Raw genomic sequence first — 19,712 nt, forward strand, 5'->3', positions numbered from 1 at the left:
AAATTCGTAAAATTCGAAAAAACCGGCACTAATTATAGTGTATTTCAGGATTGTCTTGAAACCAATCTAATTCGTGTAATTAGAAAAGATCTGTGACAATTTGTGTGTTAATATTAATGCTCTTCTTTTTTATAAAGATCGCCGGCCTTCTCAGCAGATAGTTTAATCCCCTTAATCATGGCCGAACTAAAGCCATTATGCTCCATCTCGTTAAGCCCCGCAATGGTACAACCGCTTGGCGACGTTACCTTATCAATCTCCTGTTCGGGGTGCGATGATAGCTGCAATAACAAATCGGCAGCGCCTTTGGCCGTCTGTGCAGCCATTTTCAAGGCATCGCCGGCGTGAAAACCAATCTCGGTGCCGCCTTGCGATGCAGCGCGGATAGAGCGCAAGAAGAAAGCAATACCGCAGGCACAAAGCGCTGTAGCCGATGTCATCAGTTCTTCATTAATCTGGATACTTACGCCAACGGTATCAAAAAGTGATTTTACCAGGTTGATGTTTTTATTGGTACCGTTATCGGTGGCAATACAGGTCATGGAATGACCAATGGCTATGGCCGTATTTGGCATAGCACGTACCACCTGCACGTTTAATTCCAGTTGCTGGCGGATATCGCTGCAACTTACGCCGGATATTACCGATATCAGGAGTTGTTTTTCGGGCTTAATTGCAGGCCTTATCTCGTCAAGTAACTTATTTAATTGCTGCGGCAAAACTGCTAAAACTATAATATCCGATTTTTTAACGGCTTTTAAATTGTTATCGGTGGTATGGTAGCCTAAAGCAGCATATTCTGCCAATGCGCCCGCGTTTCTGCGTGTAAGTGTTATTTGCTGGGGTTTGCAAATACCTGCTTTAACCAACCCTTTGGCTAACGAAAGCCCGATGTTTCCAGAGCCCAAAATGGCTATTTGCTGTGATGCGTTCATGTGGTTTTACTTAAACGTGTTCCAAATGGTTTGTTATTCTTTATATTTCCTAAATCGTCGCTTTTGCCAATTATTACAGCTTTCACGCCGCAGGCTATCGCTGTAAATGCATTATCGAGTTTAGGTAGCATGCCGCTGTGTATAATGCGTTCTTTTTTTAATTCTTCGTAATGTTCGGGGTTTATTTCCCTTATTAATGAGTCTTCATCATCAATATCCTGCAACACACCCTTTTTTTCAAAGCAATAGATGAGTGTTGTATCATATAACGACGCCAGGTTTACCGCCAATGCCGATGCAATGGTATCGGCGTTGGTATTTAGCAATTGCCCTTCTCCGTCATGTGTTATCGCGCAAAAAACGGGGGTAAAGCCCGCTTCCATCAGCCTGCTTATATTGCCCGGGTTTATAGAATTCTCGTCTATATCGCCCACAAAGCCATAATCAATAGTTTTTACCGGGCGTTTTTTTGCTTTGATAAAATTACCATCTGCGCCTGTAAGCCCTATAGCGTTATTGCCAAAACGTTGTAACTGGGCTACAATATTTTTGTTAATAAGTCCGCCATACACCATCGTAACCACTTTTAACGTCTCGATATCAGTAATACGCCTCCCATCAACAAGTTTGGCTTCAATACCCAAATCCCCCGCAATTTGTGTTGCCACCTTGCCGCCACCATGTACCAATATTTTAAACCCATCCAGCGCTTTAAAATCATTCAGGAAATGATATAAGTTTTCGGAGTTATCTATTACATTTCCACCGATTTTGACAACATGCAGACTTTTTTTGGCCGCTATTTCGGTTGATTTAATAGAAACTGTATCACTTTTGTTCATTCTTCACAGTAATTTAACACGGCACTTATCAATTTGATCCTGTTTTTAATAAAAATCTGTTAAAAATAAGAAATTATAGTCTATTTCTTATAAAAATCATTCAAAAATGATTATCTGGTTACAGTATTGTAAGTTTACAATTTGATTATGAAATAATTAGTATACATCAATTTAAGGCATTAAACTTGCTATAAAATTTACCTATGGATAAAAAGAAAGGTACAAAGCCGCGTGTCGTGATTATTGGCGGCGGTTTTGGGGGACTTGAACTGGCTAAGAACCTTAAAAATGCACCGGTGGATGTTTTGCTGCTGGACAAACATAATTACCACACATTTCAGCCGTTGCTTTACCAGGTAGCCGCTGGCTCTATCGCTGCAGATTCTATTGGTTTTCCCATCCGCAGGATTTTTACCAAACAGGATAATTTTAGGTTCGCGCTTGCCGAAGTTGAGCAAATACATCCTGAAACCAATACGCTCACTACCAATATTGGTACTATATATTACGATTACCTGATTATTGCAACAGGTTCAAACACCAACTTTTTTGGTAACAAGGAAATTGAGCATTTTGCTATGCCGATGAAAAACATCCCCGAAGCCTTAAACCTGCGTAGTTTGATATTACAAAACCTCGAGATGTCGTTAGTTACTAAAGACCCGGAGGAAAAAGCAGCATTGATGACCTTTGTAGTTGTGGGCGGAGGGCCGACAGGCGTGGAGCTATCCGGCGCACTTGCCGAAATGCGCCAGTTGATTTTAATGAAAGACTATCATGGCTTACGTAAACATAATATGAAAGTTTACCTGGTTGAGGGTAAGGATGTTGTGCTTGGCGCCTTCTCGCCGGCAGCATCAGCAAAAGCAAAAAAGTTTTTGGAAGAAATGGACGTTACCATTTACAATAGCGTACACGTGCAAAGCTACGATGGCGTTTTGCTTAAAATAGATGATGGCACAACCATACTTACCCGCAATGTTTTATGGGCTGCCGGCGTAAAAGGCGAGGTACCCGCCGGCTTACCCCCAACTAATATTACAAGGGGTAACCGCATACAAGTTGATGAAATTAATAAGGTAAATGGTTACAGTAACATTTTTGCCATTGGCGATGTATCGGCTATGATAACACCGGAAACGCCGAACGGGCATCCGGGAGTGGCTCCTGCGGCTATCCAGCAGGGAGAATGGCTTGCCAAAAACCTGCTCAGGATATTGAATAACCAGGCTACAGTTCCGTTTAAATATAAAGACAAAGGATCGTTGGCTACAATTGGGCGCAATAAGGCGGTGGCCGATTTGGGTAAGCTTCATTTCCAGGGACTTTTTGCCTGGTTATTGTGGGGATTTGTGCATTTAATGTCGTTAGCCGGTTTTACGAATAAGGGAATTATCTTTTTTAGCTGGGCTATTAACTACTTTAACAAAAACAGCGACAACCGCCTGATAGTGCGCTATTTTGATACGGAGACCAGGATGACGGATCCGGAGTCTAAATAAAAACAGCTGATTTAAAACATTGCGGCCTTTATTTTATTAGTAAAAAAGTAAACGCCTATGGATTTATTTGTTGTAATTGCCTTATTGGTTATTGTAAGTGCATTTTTTTCCTATTTAAATGCACGCTTTATAAAACTTCCGGGTACCATCGGTATTGTTTTGATAGCCACCATAGTTTCTATTGTTATATTAGTTGTTGATAAACTGAATCCAACAACGGCCAGGTATTTGACTACCCTTGCCAAGAATATCGACTTTTCGAAGGTGGTGCTCAATATTATGCTGGGTTTCCTGCTGTTTTCCAGCGCGTTTAATCTCGACGGAAAAAAGCTAAAAAAGGAAATGCGGCCCGTGTTAGTACTAAGCACCTTAGGAGTAATCTTATCTACAGCCATTTTCGGTTTTCTATTGTATTACCTGGCTCCATTTTTCCATATCCACATGCCGCTTATTTATTGCCTGCTGTTCGGCGCTTTAGTGTCACCTACCGACCCGGTGGCGGTTTCTGCAATTGTTAAAAATTCAAAATTGCCCGCGCACCTGGAAACCATTATTTCGGGCGAATCGCTGTTTAACGGTGGCGTAGGTTTGGTGCTATTTGTGATTTTACTTGAAATAACCGATGTAGGCGAAAAAAATATAGAAGCTTCGAAAGTAGTTGTACTCATTTTAAAGGAAGTTTTGGTCGGGATTATAGCAGGAGCCGTTTTTGGGTACCTTGCACAACGGCTCATGAAATCGGTAAAGGATTTTCAAACCATTGTGCTTATCTCATTGGCATTGGTGATGGGCTTATCGGTACTGGCCACTATTTTTGAATTTTCGATACCGCTATCGGTGGTAACCGCAGGTTTGTTTGCCGGGAGCCATTCCATCAACCAGGATAATAAAGAACGGTCGCATGAAGCGCTGGAAAAATTCTGGCAATTGGTTGATGAAATGCTGAATACTATTTTGTTTGTAATGATTGGCCTACAGCTTATTAATTTACCGTTCGTAAATAATTATTGGGTTACCGGGAGCATATCTATTGTTTTTATCTTGATTGCCCGTTGGCTGAGTATTATGTTGCCACTTACCTTTTTACGGCGGTCATTAAAGGTCAATTACAGCAATATTAATGTAATGACCTGGGCTGGCTTAAGGGGAGGCATCTCCATCGCCTTAGCACTAACTTTGCCAAATACACCTTACCGCCACCTGATCCTGTCTGGAAGCTATTTTATAGTGATATTCTCGGTGATAGTGCAGGGACTTACGCTTAATGCCATGATAAACAAGGCATCTAAATATATTGAATAGCCGCTATTTTAATTTCGACATATATTTAGCGATCTCGCTTTCAACGGAATCTTCGCTTTTACTTAGGGTATTGATGATGTTTTCTCGCTCAAGTACTGATCTGTTCTGACTTAGCTTTTGTTTGCCTTGCAAATCGTCGACAATGATTTCAAATGCCACAATGCCTTTCATCATTTTTTGCTTGTAATCGTCGGGCAGGTTATTCCATTGTTGCTGATAGCCGGCTTCGTAATTGTTTATCATTTTTGCTAACAATCCAGCCGTTTCCTCACCATCGGCCAATAACCTGGCCTTGCCATAGGCGTGTACAGCTAAATAATTCCAGGTTGGCACATTAGTTTCCTTTTCGTAATTGGTGGGGGATATGTAAGCATGCGGTTCGGTGAATATCACCAATACCGGTTTATCAATTATGGCCGACGCCTGTGGGTTGGCTTTGGCGAAATGAGATAACAGAACTACTTTATCATCACGCTGTTCAATCAAAAAGGGCAGGTGGGTAGCAACCGGCACATCATGATCAGCAGTAATGATAGTGGCAAAGCTATAGCGTTGCATAAAGCTAATAGCTTCTTGCTGGTTTGGGAACTTATTGAAGGCTGGTATATACATAGTTCTCGAGAATCAAGAAACAAGAGTTAAGATTTTTTGGCCGAATACTCGTATTTTTAAAGGCCTACTACAAGCTTTCCAGCATTTGCTTTAGCACAGCCTGCGCTGCCCAAACGCGGTTACCCGCCTCGTGTACCACAATGCTGTTAGGCCCGTCCAAAATCTCGTCAGACAGCTCTAAATTGCGTCGAACAGGTAAGCAATGCATCACCTTGGCATCATTGGTTAATTTCAATTTTTCATTGGTTAGCATCCATTCCTCATTTTTACCCAATATATTACCGTAAGGCTCATAGGCCGACCAGTTTTTTACATAGATAAAATCGGCGCCGGCTAAGGCCTCATCCTGGTTATAGCCGATGGTTGCACCCTGGGTGAAATCGGCACAAAGTTCATATCCTTTAGGCTGAACGATGGTAAAATCAACATCTGCCTTGCACATCCACTCGGCAAATGAGTTTGGTACAGCTTGTGGCAGTGGCTTAATATGCGGCGCCCAGGTTAATACCACTTTAGGGCGCGCAGTAGTTTTTAATTCGGTAATGGTAACCAAATCTGCAAGGCTTTGCAAAGGATGGCGGGTAGCCGATTCCAGGCTCACTACCGGTACTTTGCAAAACTCTACAAACTTGTTAAATATCATTTCGCTATAATCTTCTTCGCGGTTACGCAGGCCCGGGAATGAACGTACTCCGATAATATCGGCATATTGGCCCATAACACCCGCCGCTTCGCGGATATGTTCAACCGTTGTTCCGTCCATTACAACGCCATCGCGAAGCTCCAGCGCCCAGCCTTCTTTATCGATATTAAGCACCATTACGTTCATGCCCAGGTTAAGGGCCGCTTTTTGCGTGCTCATACGGGTACGCAAACTTGGGTTTAAAAACACCAATGCAAGGGTTTTATTTTTACCCAATTCCTGGTTGGCATAAGGGTTTTGCTTAAGCGCCAATGCCTCTTTTACAAGGGCATCAATATCGGTAACGTCGTTTACAGAAGAAAATAGTTTCATCGGTCGGGATTATTATATATTGCTATCTATTGATTTAAAACATCTACAAAAGCTTCCAGGAATCTATCCGCATGCGCCCTTGTAAGGTTCAAGGCGGGCAATAACCTTACCACGTTTGGCTTAGCCTCGCCTGTAAAAATATGGTGTTTAAATAAAAGCTCTTTACGTGCATGCGCCAGTTCTTCTGGTAATTCAATGCCAATCATCAGGCCACGGCCTCTTACTTCTTTTACCTGCTCCAGTTTTTTAAGTTCCTTTATCAGGTACTCGCCAACAGTGGCTGCGTTCTGCATCAGGTTGTCCTGTTCCATTACTTCCAGTACGGCCAATCCGGCGGCGCAAGCCAAATGGTTGCCACCGAAAGTAGTGCCCAGCATGCCGTAAGCCGGCTGTATTTTTGGCGAAATAATGATACCACCAACCGGGAAACCATTGCCCATTCCTTTTGCCATACTGTAAATATCCGCGTCTATCCCCGCAAAATCCTGCGAAAAGAATTTACCGGTACGCCCGTAACCACATTGAACAGAGTCGGCTATAAAAACAGCGTTATATTCATCACATAACGACCGGATTTTTTGCAGGAACCCCTCAGGTGCAACCTGTATACCGCCAACCCCCTGGATGCCTTCAATGATTACAGAAGATATTTCGTTTTCGGCAAAAGCCTTCGCTAAAGCAGCTTCATCGGCCCATGGCAAAAATATTACATTGTCGGTTTCGTTAATAGGGGCTACAATCTTTGGGTTATCAGTAACTGCAACAGCTAAAGATGTGCGCCCGTGAAATGCTTTGGTAAATGCAATAACTTTCTTTTTACCATTATAAAACGATGCCAGTTTCAAAGCATTCTCGTTTGCTTCGGCACCCGAGTTACAAAGGAATAGCTGATAATCTTCTTTACCTGATACTTTGCCTAATTTGGCGGCCAGTTCTTTTTGGATTGGAATTTCGATAGAATTGGAATAAAAACCCAACTGGTGTAACTGGTCCTCTAACCGTTTTACATAATGAGGATGGGTATGGCCAATTGATATTACAGCATGGCCACCGTACATGTCAAGGTATTCGTTGTCCTGGGCATCATAAACAAGGCTACCCTGGCCTCTTACTATATTTATTGGATTGATAGGATATACGTCGAATAATTTCATTTTTTTAAGCTGAAAGCTAAAAGCATAAGGCAGAAAGCCTTTATTTTCTTAGCGGTTGTTAAGGCCTGTCAGCATTGCCTTAATTTTATTGATTTACGTATTTGTTTGCTGAAACAAATATTGGTTATCGTTGGCAACTGCCTTCAGCTTTCAGCTTAAAAAGCAGTCGCCTTAAGTCGTAGTCCTGCGCGCTCGTCCAGTCCGAACATCAAGTTCATGTTTTGTACTGCCTGGCCCGAGGCACCCTTGAGTAAATTATCCATAATGCTGACAATGAATATTTTATTGTCGTATTTTTTTACCTGTATAAAGCATTTGTTGGTGTTTACAATTTGCTTTAAATCGATATTCCTGTTGGTGACGTGGGTAAATGGGTGACCCTCGTAATAGTTTTGATATAGCGCTAAAGCTTCATCTTCGCTTAAATCGCTTTCTGTGTATATCGATGCGATAATACCACGTGTAAAGTCGCCACGATAAGGTACAAAGTTGATGGCTTTATCGAAACCAGACTGTAGCTGCTTTAAAGATTGCCCTATTTCATTTAAATGCTGGTGATTAAATACCTTGTAAACAGATAAGTTATCATTCCGCCATGTAAAGTGCGATGTGGCCGCTAAACTCTGACCGGCGCCGGTTGAACCGGTAGTAGCTGTAATATGCACTTCGTTGGTTAATAAACCTTTTGAAGCTAAAGGCAATAACCCCAATTGCAAACAGGTAGCAAAACAACCCGGATTAGCTATGTTTTCTGCCGTTTTAATAGCTTCACGATTCAACTCCGGCAAGCCATAGGTAAAGTTTTTGCTTTTGAGTTTTGAGTTTTGAGCTAAGCGAAAATCCTGGCTAAGGTCGATGATCTTTACATTGTCTGGGATTTCATTGGCATCCAAAAACTTTTTAGCATCACCATGGCCAACACAAAGAAATAATACATCTACGTCTGTATTAAATTCAGCAGCGAATTTTAAGTCGGTATCACCGAATAGATCGGTATGTACCTCGTAGATATAATTACCTGCATTACTGTTGCTATGTACAAAAGCTATATCGACATTGGGATGGTTGATAAGGATCCTCAGCATTTCGCCGCCGGTGTAACCCGCGCCACCTATGATGCCTGCACGTATAGCCCCCCGGCCCCCTGAAAGGGGAGTTGAACTATTTGTTGTATCTTTTATGTTTTCGATCATAATATCAATTGTTGTTCCCCCTTTAGGGGGTTAGGGGGCGACATTGATCCTGTCATTATTTGTTGATGGATATGAGTATAAAATAAACTCCAGGTCTGTCCGGTCGTTATTGCTGATAAAATGTTTTTGACCTGGTAATATTTCGATGCCTTGCTCCGGCTTTAAAACGGTTGTTTCCCCATCTATGGAGAAAGTTGCCCGTCCTTTCAAAATAAAGAATAGCTGGGTTGCTTTTTCGTGATAATGCAATTGTTCGGCTGTATCCGGCGGCATTAATTCCTGTTTTACAGATAATGCATCGGTATCAATAAAAGTCCAGCCGTGGCAATCATCGCCCCAGTTATAATGCTTCAGGCATTCGCCCTTTGAAAAGGGTGCCCCCCGGCCCCCTAAAGGGGGAGTAGGAATGGCGTTGGTATTTTCTTTGTCTGCCATGATTATTCTTGTGCAATTTTTGCTCCCCCTTCAGGGGGCTGGGGGGCTTAACCGTTTACTTTATGATAGATCATTACCTGGTTACCAAATATTTTGGAGAAACCTTTAACATCTTCGCCGCTCCAGGAGTTATTCATTTCGCCGTAGCTACCAAATTTGTTCGACATCAGGTCGTGATTAGATTCAATTCCGATAACCTGGAAGCGATATGGGTGCAATTGCACAAATACTTTGCCACTTACATTTAACTGGGTATCAGCAAAAAAAGCCTCCATATTGCGCATAACAGGGTCATGAAATTGGCCTTCATGCAGCCAGTTACCGTAGAAGGCAGAAAGCTGGTCTTTCCACGATAATTGCCATTTGGTTAGCACATGTTTCTCTAAAGTGTGGTGAGCTTTGATAATCACCATTGGTGCTGCAGCTTCAAAACCTACACGGCCTTTAATACCAATAATGGTATCGCCAACGTGAATATCGCGGCCAATGCCATAAGGTTGTGCAATAGCTTGTAAAGCCTGGATGGCTTTGGTTGGATGATCATATTTTTTACCGTTAATACCAACCAGTTCACCTTTTTCAAATTCAAGAACAAGATCTTTTACTTCCGATTCGGTTACCTGGGTTGGCCACGCTTCTTCGGGCAACCCTAAATTTGATGTTAAAGTTTCTTTACCACCAACAGAAGTTCCCCAGATGCCTTTGTTGATGGAATATTTAGCTTTCTCGAAGTTCATTTCCACACCATGATCTTTCAGGTATTGGATCTCTTCCTCGCGGCTTAATTTTAAATCGCGGATAGGGGTGATGATCTTTACTTCGGGAACAAGGATATTGAAGATCATATCGAAACGCACCTGGTCGTTACCTGCACCGGTGCTGCCGTGGGCAACAAACTCGGCGCCAATTTCTTTAGCATAGTTGGCTATGGCTGTAGCCTGGCTCACACGTTCGGCACTTACCGAAAGCGGGTAGGTGTTGTTTTTCAACACGTTACCGTAAATCAAAAAGCGAACACAGGTATCGTAAAAGTTTTTAGTTTCATCAACCACATGGTGCGATGTTACACCCATTTTATAGGCACGTTCTTCAACCCCTTTTAGTTCTTCGTCGCTAAAGCCACCGGTATTTACAATTACCGAGTGAACTTCGTAACCAAGATCCTGTGTTAAATATATACAGCAAAATGAGGTGTCTAATCCGCCGCTGTATGCTAATACTACTTTCTTTTTCATTCTTTTTAGAGGTAAAAGGTTAAAGGCGAAAGGTTAAAGGTTCTCGCCATTTTTTGGTAAAAGGTTAAAGGCGAAAGGTTTTCGCCCCGTAAAAATTTTATGAAGCCAATTAACATGGCTTTTATCTCATTTATTGCTGTGTTAGTATTTTCATAAATTTCTTTTGATATAAATCCCAAGTCATAAATCAGGTAACAAGTATATTCTACCTCATGCGCAGATCCTAAGGCATTATCAAGATAATGAACAAAATCACGATCCGTATTTTTTCCGCAACCTTCTACAATATTCAAAGGAATAGAGTATGTAGATCTCCGCAATTGGTTAGTTAAAGCAAATCGTTCTTCTATAGGCATTATTGGTAAAATTTCAGCATACACTTGCTTGGTAAGCAAATGTGATTTTTTCCAAACATCTAACTTTTTATAATCCCTCATTTATTGTTTCTACCTTTCACCCTTAACCTTTTTCCTATAGTTCGTTCTACCTTTCGCCTTTAACCTTTTGCCTTTCACCTATTCATGGCCAATGCGTTTTTTTATTGCATTTTCTATCCTTTCGAGCAGCGTTGCCTTGTGCGTGATACGTTTCATTTTCTCCTCGTCCTGCTTCAATTTTTCGGCGGGGTCAAAAAGCATGGCAGTGCACATACAGTTTTTGCGGCCTTTGCTCATCAGGATGTCGTAATTAACGCAGCTTTTGCAACCTGCCCAAAAGTTCTCGTCCTGGGTAAGCTCTGAGTAGGTTACGGGTTCGTATCCTATTTCAGAGTTTATTTTCATTACCGCCAGCCCTGTGGTTAGGCCGAATATTTTGGCCTCAGGATATTTTTTGCGTGAAAGTTGGAAAATAGCGTGTTTAATGGCTTTTGCTAAACCAACTTTACGGAAATTGGGGTTAACAATTAAGCCCGAATTGGCTACAAAATCCCCGTGGCTCCAGGTTTCAATGTAGCAGAAACCGGCCCAGGTACCGTCTTTATGCAAGGCTATAACTGCTTTGCCTTCCAGCATTTTGTTGGCAACATATTCTGGCGAGCGTTGTGCAATACCCGTTCCGCGTGCTTTGGCCGACTCGGCCATTTCATCGCAAATCATTGTGGCATAATCTACATGCTGTGCTGTAGCAACCTGAATATCAAAATCTTGTATGGTCATTTAAATAGATAATTACCGTTAAATTAATTGGCTTTTGATCGCCTTAATAATTAGATGGCTTTTTTACAAAGAAGTTTAATAAAATCTTTGTGGGGTTAGTACGGGAAATTAATTCAAACCCTTGGCATATAGGGCCTTCGTCGGGAAGGGCAGGATAAAAAAACAGTTGAACCCAAAGCAGCGGCAGTGGGAGCAAATGTTGCTCTTGTTGCGGGCTTATTTAAGCTTGGTTGATTCATTTTTTTGAGGTATTACTGTGTTTTTAATTTGGGTGCAAATTAGGCCATAAATTTTTACTTATCCAAGAAAAAACTTACATTATAACATTTAAATGGAATTGAGATAACCCACCCGCTATTATCCGGGTGAAAAGCCAGTAAAATGAGATGCCCACATTTAATTTTGATGTGCACTGAAATTGTTGTGAAAACAGCACATAAACACTCAAAATAAAGTCAAAAAGAAGATAAAAAAGTTCAATTAATTTCAACTTTTGTACAACTAATTAACACTTTTACACAACTGCTGATAAATTGAAGAATTTGAAGATGGGCCCCGGTGCCGGGACGACTTTATTTTGTCATGGTGATGAGTCCGATCGCTTCCTCGCGCGACTTATTTTCGATTGCCATCACGAATTCTATGGGGCCGCCGCCCTGGCCGCAGCCGAAACACTGAAACATGTTTTTTTCTACATAAACCATTAACGACGTAGCCTGGTCTTTATGGAAAGGGCATTTGCCTTTGAGGGCTTTCCGGCTTACTTCGAGCAGGATGTATTTGGAAATGATTTGTACAAGATCGGGTTGGACAGGGGTGGAGATAGATTCTGACATAGACATATAAGATGGGCGAAAATAAGAATTAATCTGCCAGGGGCTAAAACTTTTCGTTAGTTAATCGGGATGCGCCGGGATTGTTAACTGAAGAAAGAATACTTATTTTGGCGAAGCGCAAGTCTGGTTAAATATTTAACCAATTTTTGGTCGAAGTGTACATCAATAACCAATTGCCGTATTTAACCTTTTAACATTTACCTATGGATCGCGTAGCATTTAAAATGAAGCTTTTTCCCGGCTTTGAGCAGGAGTACAAAAAACGGCATGATGAAATATGGCCCGAATTATCGGCGCTGCTAAAAGATACGGGGGTAAGCGATTATGCCATCTTCCTGGATGAGGATACTCATAGCCTGATAGGCGTTTTGAAAGTAGCCGATAAGGCCTTACTGGATACTTTGCCTGCAAACGCCGTTATGCAAAAATGGTGGGCCTATATGGGCGATATTATGGAGAGTAATCCCGATAACTCACCGGTGAGTACCGCGCTAAAAGAAGTTTTTTATTTGCCGTGATTGTTTAAATATTTTGAAGGTCCTCGAGTTTACGCGGCCGGAATTGCCAAATAAAAAAATCTACATGTCGGTATTCAACAAAAACTTGAAAATAGCCGCTGCTTTAGTGCTTTTAATAAGTGCTGAGGCTGCAACCGCCCAGGTAACATGGCCTGTTATTACCAGGCAAACCAAACCCTGGGCCCGCTGGTGGTGGGAAGGCAGCGCGGTAAACAAAAAGGACCTGACCTGGAATATGCAAAGCTACCATGACGCCGGTTTGGGCGGAATGGAAATAACACCCATTTACGGCGTTAAAGGACACGAAAGCGAGTTTATACCGTATTTGTCGCCGCAATGGGTTGACATGCTGAAGTATACACTACAGGAGGCTAAACGTTTGGATATGGGTATCGACCTGGCCAACGCCACAGGCTGGCCTTTCGGTGGCCCCTGGGTAACAGATCAGGATGCGAGCAAAGAACTCTTCTGGAAAAATTATGACCTGAAAGGCGGGGATAAATTAAATGAACCTGTTGTGTTTGTACAACAACCACTGGTACGGGCGGACGGGCAGGCACCAAAGATCGCCGACCTGGTTGAGCCCATCAGTAGTAATAAAAACCTGCAATTGATAGCCCTTGACCAGGTGCGGTTTGAAAAACGCATACCACTCACTGTTTTAATGGCCTATGATGGCAAAGGGCAGGCCCTGAACCTGACCGGTAATGTTGAGCCCGACGGCAAACTTAACTGGACCGCACCTGCCGGTAACTGGAAGCTATATGCGCTTTTTATGGGATGGCATGGTAAAATGGTGGAGCGGGCGGCCCCTGGTGGTGAAGGCTATGTGATTGACCATTTTTCGAAACCAGCACTGGATCATTACCTGGATAGGTTTAACCAGGCGTTCAAAGGCCAGGATTTAAGTGCAATCCGCGCGTTTTTTAACGACTCGTACGAGGTAGACGATGCCCGCGGGCAATCAAATTTTACACCACAGTTTTTTGATGAGTTTATTAAGCGCCGGGGCTACGATCTTCGGGATCATTTACCGGCCCTATTTGGTAATGTTGGTAATGATGATAAAGAAAACAATAACAGGATATTGTGCGATTACCGCCAAACTATATCCGATCTGTTGCTTGACAATTTTACCAAACCCTGGCATGAGTGGGGTAAATCAAAAGGCGCTTTAATCCGTAATCAATCGCACGGTTCGCCATCCAATATACTGGATTTGTACGCAGCTATTGACATCCCTGAAACCGAGGGAAATGATGTGTTGCGCTTCAAGTTTGCTACCTCGGCGGCACACGTTACCGGTAAACCGCTGGCTTCGTCGGAGTCGGCAACCTGGCTTAATGATCACTTTTTGACGTCATTAGGCGATGTTAAGCAGGCTATTGATAAATATTTTGTAGGCGGTGTTAACCATATTTTTTATCATGGTATCAGCTATTCGCCAAAGGATGCCACCTGGCCGGGTTGGTTGTTTTATGCCGAAGTACATTTTAACCAGACCAATCCATTCTGGAATGACTTTTCAACCCTTAACCAATACATAACCAATTGCCAGTCGTTTCTGCAACAGGGTAAGCCGGATAATGATGTGCTGGTTTATTATCCTTTGTTCGATAGTTTTTCTGAACCCGGCGAAAAAGGTTTACTTAAGCATTATGATGCCATGAAACCCGATTTTAGCGGTACAGGTTTTGAAAACTCAACCCAGGAGATGCTGAAAAAAGGTTACACTTTTGATTTTATATCAGATAAGCAGATAATGGCACTGCAAGCCGCAGGCGCCAGCATAGCCACCGGTGGAATCAGGTACAAAACCATTTTGCTGCCCGATTGCAGGTATATCCCGCTGGAAACATTCGGTAAAATAATGGATATGGCAAAGGCAGGAGCAACAGTGGTGGTGTATAAAAAACTGCCATCAGATGTGCCCGGATATGCCCGTTTAAATGAGCGCGAAAAAGCATTTAAGGATTTACTGGCCGGGCTAAACTTTACCCCGGGGGCCAATGGGGATAAAGCGGCTGCGATAGGCAAGGGCAGGTTTTTAATTGCTGATGATATAATGCCCTTGCTGGATGCTGCTGGAATAAACAGGGAGCGCATGACAGATGATGGTCTTCAATTTGTACGCAGAACCTACAAAAATGGTAACAGCTATTTTGTCGCCAATAATAGCGATAAAGCGATAGATGGCTGGGTAAGGTTATCCCTTAATGCAGCATCAGTTGTAGTATTTGATCCGATGACCAAAAATTACGGCTTGGCCAGGAGCCGGAAACAAGGCAAAGGTCAAACCGGTGTTTACCTGCAACTACAGCCCGGACAAAGCTGCATTTTGCAAACGTTACCTACAAAAGTTAATACAGCAAAGTATAAATATTACCAGTTTGCAGGTAAACCCGCAGCTATAAATGGTACATGGACGCTCATATTTACCCAGGGCGGCCCAACTTTGCCGCAACCGGTTAAAACCCATGACCTTAAATCATGGACGGCATTAAGGGGGGATGAATTTAAAGCGTTCTCCGGAACAGGGAGCTATTCAATCACTTTTAATAAGCCAACCCTAAACGTGGTAGCATGGCAGTTGGATCTGGGTAAGGTGTATGAAAGTGCCGAAGTTTATCTCAACGGTAAAAAGTTAGTTACACTTATAGGTCCGCAATACACGGTCACTATACCTTCAGCACAGTTAAGGCCGGTCAATCAGTTACAGGTAAAAGTAGCTAACCTGATGGTGAACCGTATTATAGATATGGATAAAAAGAACATTCCCTATCGGATCTTCTATAATACTAATTTTCAGTCACATAGCCCCGGATCCAAAGGCCCGGATGGCCTTTTTACTGCAATAAACTGGCAGCCAAAGCCATCTGGTTTGGTTGGGCCGGTTACCCTTAGACCGGTTAAATATTTGCTTATTAAATAGTTATATCATGATAAAACCGTTAAAAATTGTTTTAATCCTGTTAATTGTAGCTTTCGCAGGCCTGGCGTTTGTTCATCAGCAAAAACCGATATTGTACCTCATCGGGGATTCTACAACCCACAACAGCGATAAGGAAACATGGGGTTGGGGTAGTATCATTCCAAACTATTTTAACCTGTCGAAGATCAATATTGAGAATCATGCGATGGCCGGCCGCAGCACACGTACTTTTATAAAAGAAGGCAGGTGGAACAAGGTTGATTCCCTGCTAAAACCCGGAGATTATGTAATGATGGTATTTGGCCATAACGAGGGCAGCCAACCCGATACCACGAAAAAAGGATACCGCGGCGTATTAAAAGGTACAGGCGAGGAAACAGTAGAGCTTACCTGGCCCAACGGGATAAAAGAAACCGTGCACACCTACGGCTGGTATTTGCGCAAATTTATAAGGGAAACCAAAGCTAAAGGCGCTACGCCAATGGTTTTGTCGATGATTCCCCGCAATGAGTTTCGCGAAGGTAAAGTGATCCGCGCCGATGATGACTATGGTAAATGGGCGCGGGAAGTTGCGCAACAGGAAGGGGCGGTTTTTATTGACATGAACCGGCTCACCGCTGATAAGTATGACCAATGGGGCCCCGATTCGGTAAAGAAATTCTTTCCCGGCGATCATACCCATACCAATAAGGCAGGCGCTACCGTAAACGCCGAATCTGTTGCCGAAGGCGTCCGGGCCGATCCGAAGAATCCTTTAAATAAATATCTTAAAAACTAACTGCTAAGCTATTATGAAAAACTTTATGCGTAAAAATGTGGGTTTAAGCTTATTGCTGATGGTAGTGATCATGCTATCGTCTTTTATGCTGATAAAACCTGCTGATAAACCAACATTTTACCTTATTGGCGATTCAACCGTTAAAAATGGTAAGGGAAAAGGTGATGGCGGTTTGTGGGGATGGGGCAACTATATAGCTCCTTATTTTGATACAACCCGGATATCAGTTGAAAACGATGCCCTGGGCGGAACCAGCAGCCGCACATTTCAAACGCTTGGGTTATGGGATAAGGTGCTGGCAAAAGTAAAACCCGGCGACTTTGTAATTATGCAATTTGGCCACAACGATGCCGGTGCGCTGGATGATACCGCCCGCGCACGCGGAACCATTAAGGGTATCGGCAACGAGCAGCAGGAAATATACAATCCGATAAGGAAAACACAGGAGGTGGTACATACCTACGGCTGGTACATGCGTAAATACATTGCCGACGTAAAGGCCAAAGGTGCAACGCCGATTATTTGTTCGCCGGTGCCGCGCAATTTTTGGAAGGAGGGCAAGTTTGCCGGCCGCAGTAACCAGGATAGCTACGGCCAATGGGCAAGGGAATTAGGCGAGGAAACGGGTACTTATTTCATCGATTTGAATAAAATGATAGCTGACGATTATGAAGCCGAGGGCGAGGCAAAAGTAAAGGCGGCCTATTTTGGTACCGATGCCACCCACACGCTTGAGCCGGGCGCACAGTTAAACGCGAAAATGGTGATCCAGGGGATCAGGTCATTCGATACATTGGCGTTGAATAAATATTTGAAGTAGTAACGCTGTTTAAAGGGATTTAGACGACGAAACAAAGTTTTTTTGGAGTATCAGGAAGCTGTCTAATCAAGTCATACGGGGATCAAGATGGCCGCTTAAAAAAATGAGGATAACGCATTAGCTTTAGGGCCTTTCAACACTCATGTCATTGCGAGCGCAGCGCGGCAATCGCGAACTGTGCAGGTCGGCTATACATTGTTCGCGATTGCTTCGTACCTCGCAATGACATGAGGATTTGTTAATAAACAACTTATAAACAGTTGTTTATGAGTTTGATGCCCGGAGCATCGGAAGATCGTGTTTCCTCGTTTGACCGACTTATTATGGTATACCTTATTTGGGTACCTGTACCGAACTGTCATTAATTACAAACGGGTGGTTTTGCAGCATGCGGTAAATTTCGGCCCCTGCCAGTAAAACCGGGCCGTAACCATGTGCCGCATAGTTATTTACCGGCCGGTAGTAATAAAAAGCCGGATCAAACCCCATACCTGTACCCACGCAGGTACCTTCTACCTGGCCCTTATTATTTATCCTGGTACTCACCGCGTTCCAGGCAAGGAGCGCCGCCGGCCCATAAGCTTTAGCATCCAGCCAGCCTTTGTTAATAGCTCTTGCAAAGCAATAGGCGTAAATTGCTGTTGCCGAAGTTTCGAGGTAGGAATCGTTACGATCAAGCAGTTGGTGCCAGAAACCGGTTGCATCCTGGCGCTGCGCAAGGCCGGCTGCATGTTTTTTTAACATTTCTAATAAAATTGTTCGTCCCGGGTGATCTTGGGGCAGGGCATCAAGTAATTCAATATTGGTTAAAATAGCCCAGCCATTCGCCCTGGCCCAATGAAACTGGGGGTGCGGGTCCATATCCTGAACCCAGCCGTGCATATATAATCCGCGTTCGGTGTTAAACATTCGTTTGCTGAATAATTGATATTGCTTCACAGCTTCGTCAAAATACTTTACATCGCCGGTAAGCGCGCCCATTTGTACCAAAGCCGGAAGGCTCATATACATATCATCAAGCCATAGGGTATTTGGGTGAGGGCGGTTACGCGCCAGCGTACCATCGGCCAGGCGAAATTGTTTTGTGAGGATATAGTTGATATAGTTATCAATTATCGGCCGTAACTCTGCCTTTACGGCTGCGATTTTTACAGCTTTGATCATCGCTGCGGCCATTGACCCTGCATCGTCAAGCGCCTCAGGGGCAATTACCGACTTTACAGGTGTTACTGCCTGAGGGGATGTTTTGAGGTAAGCTTTAAACGCGGCAACGGCGTTGCCAATATAACCCAGCCGGTTTATAGTATAATCGGTAAATTTTTTATCCCCGGTTGCGGCGCCGGCTTCCAGCATACCGGTATAGGTTACACCCCATTCATAGCTTATCAGTCTGAAATCGCCATCGGCAAAAACGCTGTTGGAGTTAATGTTGGCCAAATTGCTGATAGCCTGCCCGCTCGGTTTATCAATAAGCTGATAAGGGGTAACCTCATCCAGGTAATGGTATACTTTATCCAACACGGCTTTAACGTCGGCTTGTTTGGTTTCTCCGTATGGCGTTATGTAGGCCGGCTTAAGCAGATGTAATGGTGTGGTTGCATCGTTGTTTTTCGAAACCGTAGTTTGAGCATAGGCTGCAATTGGTGTTGTTTGTGTTAAAAGCGTAATAACAAAGCAGTTTATAATAAATTGCAAAAGCAGGCAATTGCCGGTTGTACTGTTAGATTGGCTCATGAAATAATGTAATTGGTGGTTGGTTGATGTATTCGGTTATAAAGTTATGATATTAGATGCTCTTCGGGGGAACATTAAGTCAAAATTCAAAATTCAAAAATCAAAATGGATTTTTGGTTTAATTAATGAGAAGCTATTTAAAAAAAACGGGTGCTGCATACCTACTCACCATGCAATAGTATTTACATAAACATTCACTTGAACGCTGGCTACGACTCACTCCGACGATCCGTTAGCTAACGGACGCCTGCCCCTCCGCTTCGCGCATAGAGGGGCTAAAAAGTTATTTTTATTTTTTCTCAACCCTCTTTGCGGCGTCAGCCGGAGAGAGGTCGGCCAGCGCAGCGTAGCCGGGGTGAGTCTTTGCCACCATGCGATGTACGCCATACCTCTTCAGCGTTTCGCGAAATTTTATCTCTCACAACAACGCGTGTATATGTGCTTCATTAGAAGTATAAAAACAATAATAAACCAAATTTAGACAGCTCTTGAGAGAACAAAAAGACTTCAGACAATGTGTTGCTGTGTGAAATTGTGTTAACAGATTCGAGGTATAATACCTGATATAAACAAAAAAGCATGATAATCAACAGGGTAGCATAAGGGCATTGTACCCGTATTACTGCCTTTCGTATGGCGACAAAATTGACGTTAAAAAAAATAAATTTTTAAAACAAATTCATTGATTTTTGTTTTATTTGACGGTTAATTG

Annotated in this window: 18 protein-coding genes; 6 read left to right on the top strand and 12 right to left on the bottom strand. The window is 43.0% G+C overall.

Annotated elements, in window-relative coordinates; genetic code table 11:
- Positions 1-113: 113 nt before the first annotated feature.
- Entirely contained in the window at positions 114-935 is an 822-nt protein-coding gene (proC, locus tag AC1DXF_RS00345) for a pyrroline-5-carboxylate reductase (protein ID WP_477444942.1), read from the bottom strand.
- On the bottom strand, positions 932-1,777 hold the full coding sequence (gene argB / locus AC1DXF_RS00350) for an acetylglutamate kinase (protein ID WP_477444945.1): 846 nt from the start codon (positions 1,775-1,777) through the stop codon (positions 932-934). The genes proC and argB overlap by 4 nt, the downstream gene beginning before the upstream one ends.
- Positions 1,778-1,980: 203 nt before the next feature.
- Between argB and AC1DXF_RS00355 the strand changes: the two genes are divergently transcribed.
- Both AC1DXF_RS00355 and AC1DXF_RS00360 read left to right on the top strand, forming a co-directional pair.
- Positions 1,981-3,279 carry an NAD(P)/FAD-dependent oxidoreductase gene (locus tag AC1DXF_RS00355; protein ID WP_477444947.1) on the top strand — a complete coding sequence of 433 codons (1,299 nt, stop codon included), beginning with the start codon at positions 1,981-1,983 and terminating at the stop codon, positions 3,277-3,279.
- Between the two features lie 57 nt (positions 3,280-3,336).
- On the top strand, positions 3,337-4,581 hold the full coding sequence (locus AC1DXF_RS00360; RefSeq protein ID WP_477444949.1) for a cation:proton antiporter: 1,245 nt from the start codon (positions 3,337-3,339) through the stop codon (positions 4,579-4,581).
- Positions 4,582-4,584: 3 nt separating this feature from the next.
- Here AC1DXF_RS00360 and AC1DXF_RS00365 read toward each other — a convergent pair whose 3' ends face one another.
- From AC1DXF_RS00365 to AC1DXF_RS00405, 9 genes are all read right to left on the bottom strand, one after another.
- Complete coding sequence (locus AC1DXF_RS00365) at positions 4,585-5,193, bottom strand: FMN-binding negative transcriptional regulator (protein ID WP_477444951.1); 609 nt, start codon at positions 5,191-5,193, stop codon at positions 4,585-4,587.
- A 67-nt stretch (positions 5,194-5,260) separates the two neighbouring features.
- Positions 5,261-6,208: an N-acetylornithine carbamoyltransferase gene (locus AC1DXF_RS00370; protein ID WP_477444953.1), complete on the bottom strand. Its 948-nt coding sequence runs from the start codon at positions 6,206-6,208 to the stop codon at positions 5,261-5,263.
- A gap of 26 nt (positions 6,209-6,234) precedes the next feature.
- Positions 6,235-7,362 (bottom strand): aspartate aminotransferase family protein, encoded by a 1,128-nt coding sequence (locus AC1DXF_RS00375; protein ID WP_477444955.1) that lies wholly within the window; start codon positions 7,360-7,362, stop codon positions 6,235-6,237.
- Positions 7,363-7,517: 155 nt separating this feature from the next.
- The gene (gene argC / locus AC1DXF_RS00380) at positions 7,518-8,555 is read right to left on the bottom strand and encodes an N-acetyl-gamma-glutamyl-phosphate reductase (protein WP_477444957.1); all 1,038 of its coding nucleotides are present in this window, start codon (positions 8,553-8,555) and stop codon (positions 7,518-7,520) included.
- Between the two features lie 30 nt (positions 8,556-8,585).
- Positions 8,586-8,990, bottom strand: coding sequence for a cupin domain-containing protein (locus AC1DXF_RS00385; protein WP_477444959.1), 405 nt, complete (start codon positions 8,988-8,990; stop codon positions 8,586-8,588).
- Positions 8,991-9,037: 47 nt separating this feature from the next.
- Entirely contained in the window at positions 9,038-10,225 is a 1,188-nt protein-coding gene (gene argG, locus AC1DXF_RS00390; protein WP_477444961.1) for an argininosuccinate synthase, read from the bottom strand.
- A 5-nt stretch (positions 10,226-10,230) separates the two neighbouring features.
- Positions 10,231-10,662 carry a four helix bundle protein gene (locus tag AC1DXF_RS00395; RefSeq protein WP_477444963.1) on the bottom strand — a complete coding sequence of 144 codons (432 nt, stop codon included), beginning with the start codon at positions 10,660-10,662 and terminating at the stop codon, positions 10,231-10,233.
- 78 nt (positions 10,663-10,740) lie between these two features.
- Positions 10,741-11,382 carry a GNAT family N-acetyltransferase gene (locus tag AC1DXF_RS00400; protein ID WP_477444965.1) on the bottom strand — a complete coding sequence of 214 codons (642 nt, stop codon included), beginning with the start codon at positions 11,380-11,382 and terminating at the stop codon, positions 10,741-10,743.
- 572 nt (positions 11,383-11,954) lie between these two features.
- Positions 11,955-12,224, bottom strand: coding sequence for a CHC2 zinc finger domain-containing protein (locus AC1DXF_RS00405; RefSeq protein WP_477444967.1), 270 nt, complete (start codon positions 12,222-12,224; stop codon positions 11,955-11,957).
- Positions 12,225-12,421: 197 nt separating this feature from the next.
- On the opposite strand from AC1DXF_RS00405, the gene rhaM reads away from it, so the two are divergent.
- From rhaM to AC1DXF_RS00425, 4 genes are all read left to right on the top strand, one after another.
- A complete protein-coding gene (gene rhaM, locus AC1DXF_RS00410; protein ID WP_477444969.1) occupies positions 12,422-12,736 on the top strand; it encodes an L-rhamnose mutarotase in 315 nt (104 codons plus the stop codon).
- A gap of 64 nt (positions 12,737-12,800) precedes the next feature.
- Positions 12,801-15,668, top strand: coding sequence for a glycosyl hydrolase (locus AC1DXF_RS00415; protein WP_477444971.1), 2,868 nt, complete (start codon positions 12,801-12,803; stop codon positions 15,666-15,668).
- A gap of 7 nt (positions 15,669-15,675) precedes the next feature.
- The gene (locus AC1DXF_RS00420) at positions 15,676-16,446 is read left to right on the top strand and encodes a rhamnogalacturonan acetylesterase (RefSeq protein ID WP_477444973.1); all 771 of its coding nucleotides are present in this window, start codon (positions 15,676-15,678) and stop codon (positions 16,444-16,446) included.
- A 13-nt stretch (positions 16,447-16,459) separates the two neighbouring features.
- On the top strand, positions 16,460-17,266 hold the full coding sequence (locus AC1DXF_RS00425) for a rhamnogalacturonan acetylesterase (RefSeq protein WP_477444975.1): 807 nt from the start codon (positions 16,460-16,462) through the stop codon (positions 17,264-17,266).
- Between the two features lie 333 nt (positions 17,267-17,599).
- Here the strand turns inward: AC1DXF_RS00425 and AC1DXF_RS00430 are convergent, their stop codons facing one another.
- A complete protein-coding gene (locus AC1DXF_RS00430; RefSeq protein ID WP_477444977.1) occupies positions 17,600-19,000 on the bottom strand; it encodes a glycoside hydrolase family 88/105 protein in 1,401 nt (466 codons plus the stop codon).
- Positions 19,001-19,712: the final 712 nt, after the last annotated feature.

The organism is Mucilaginibacter sp. P2_A5, from assembly GCF_056404995.1.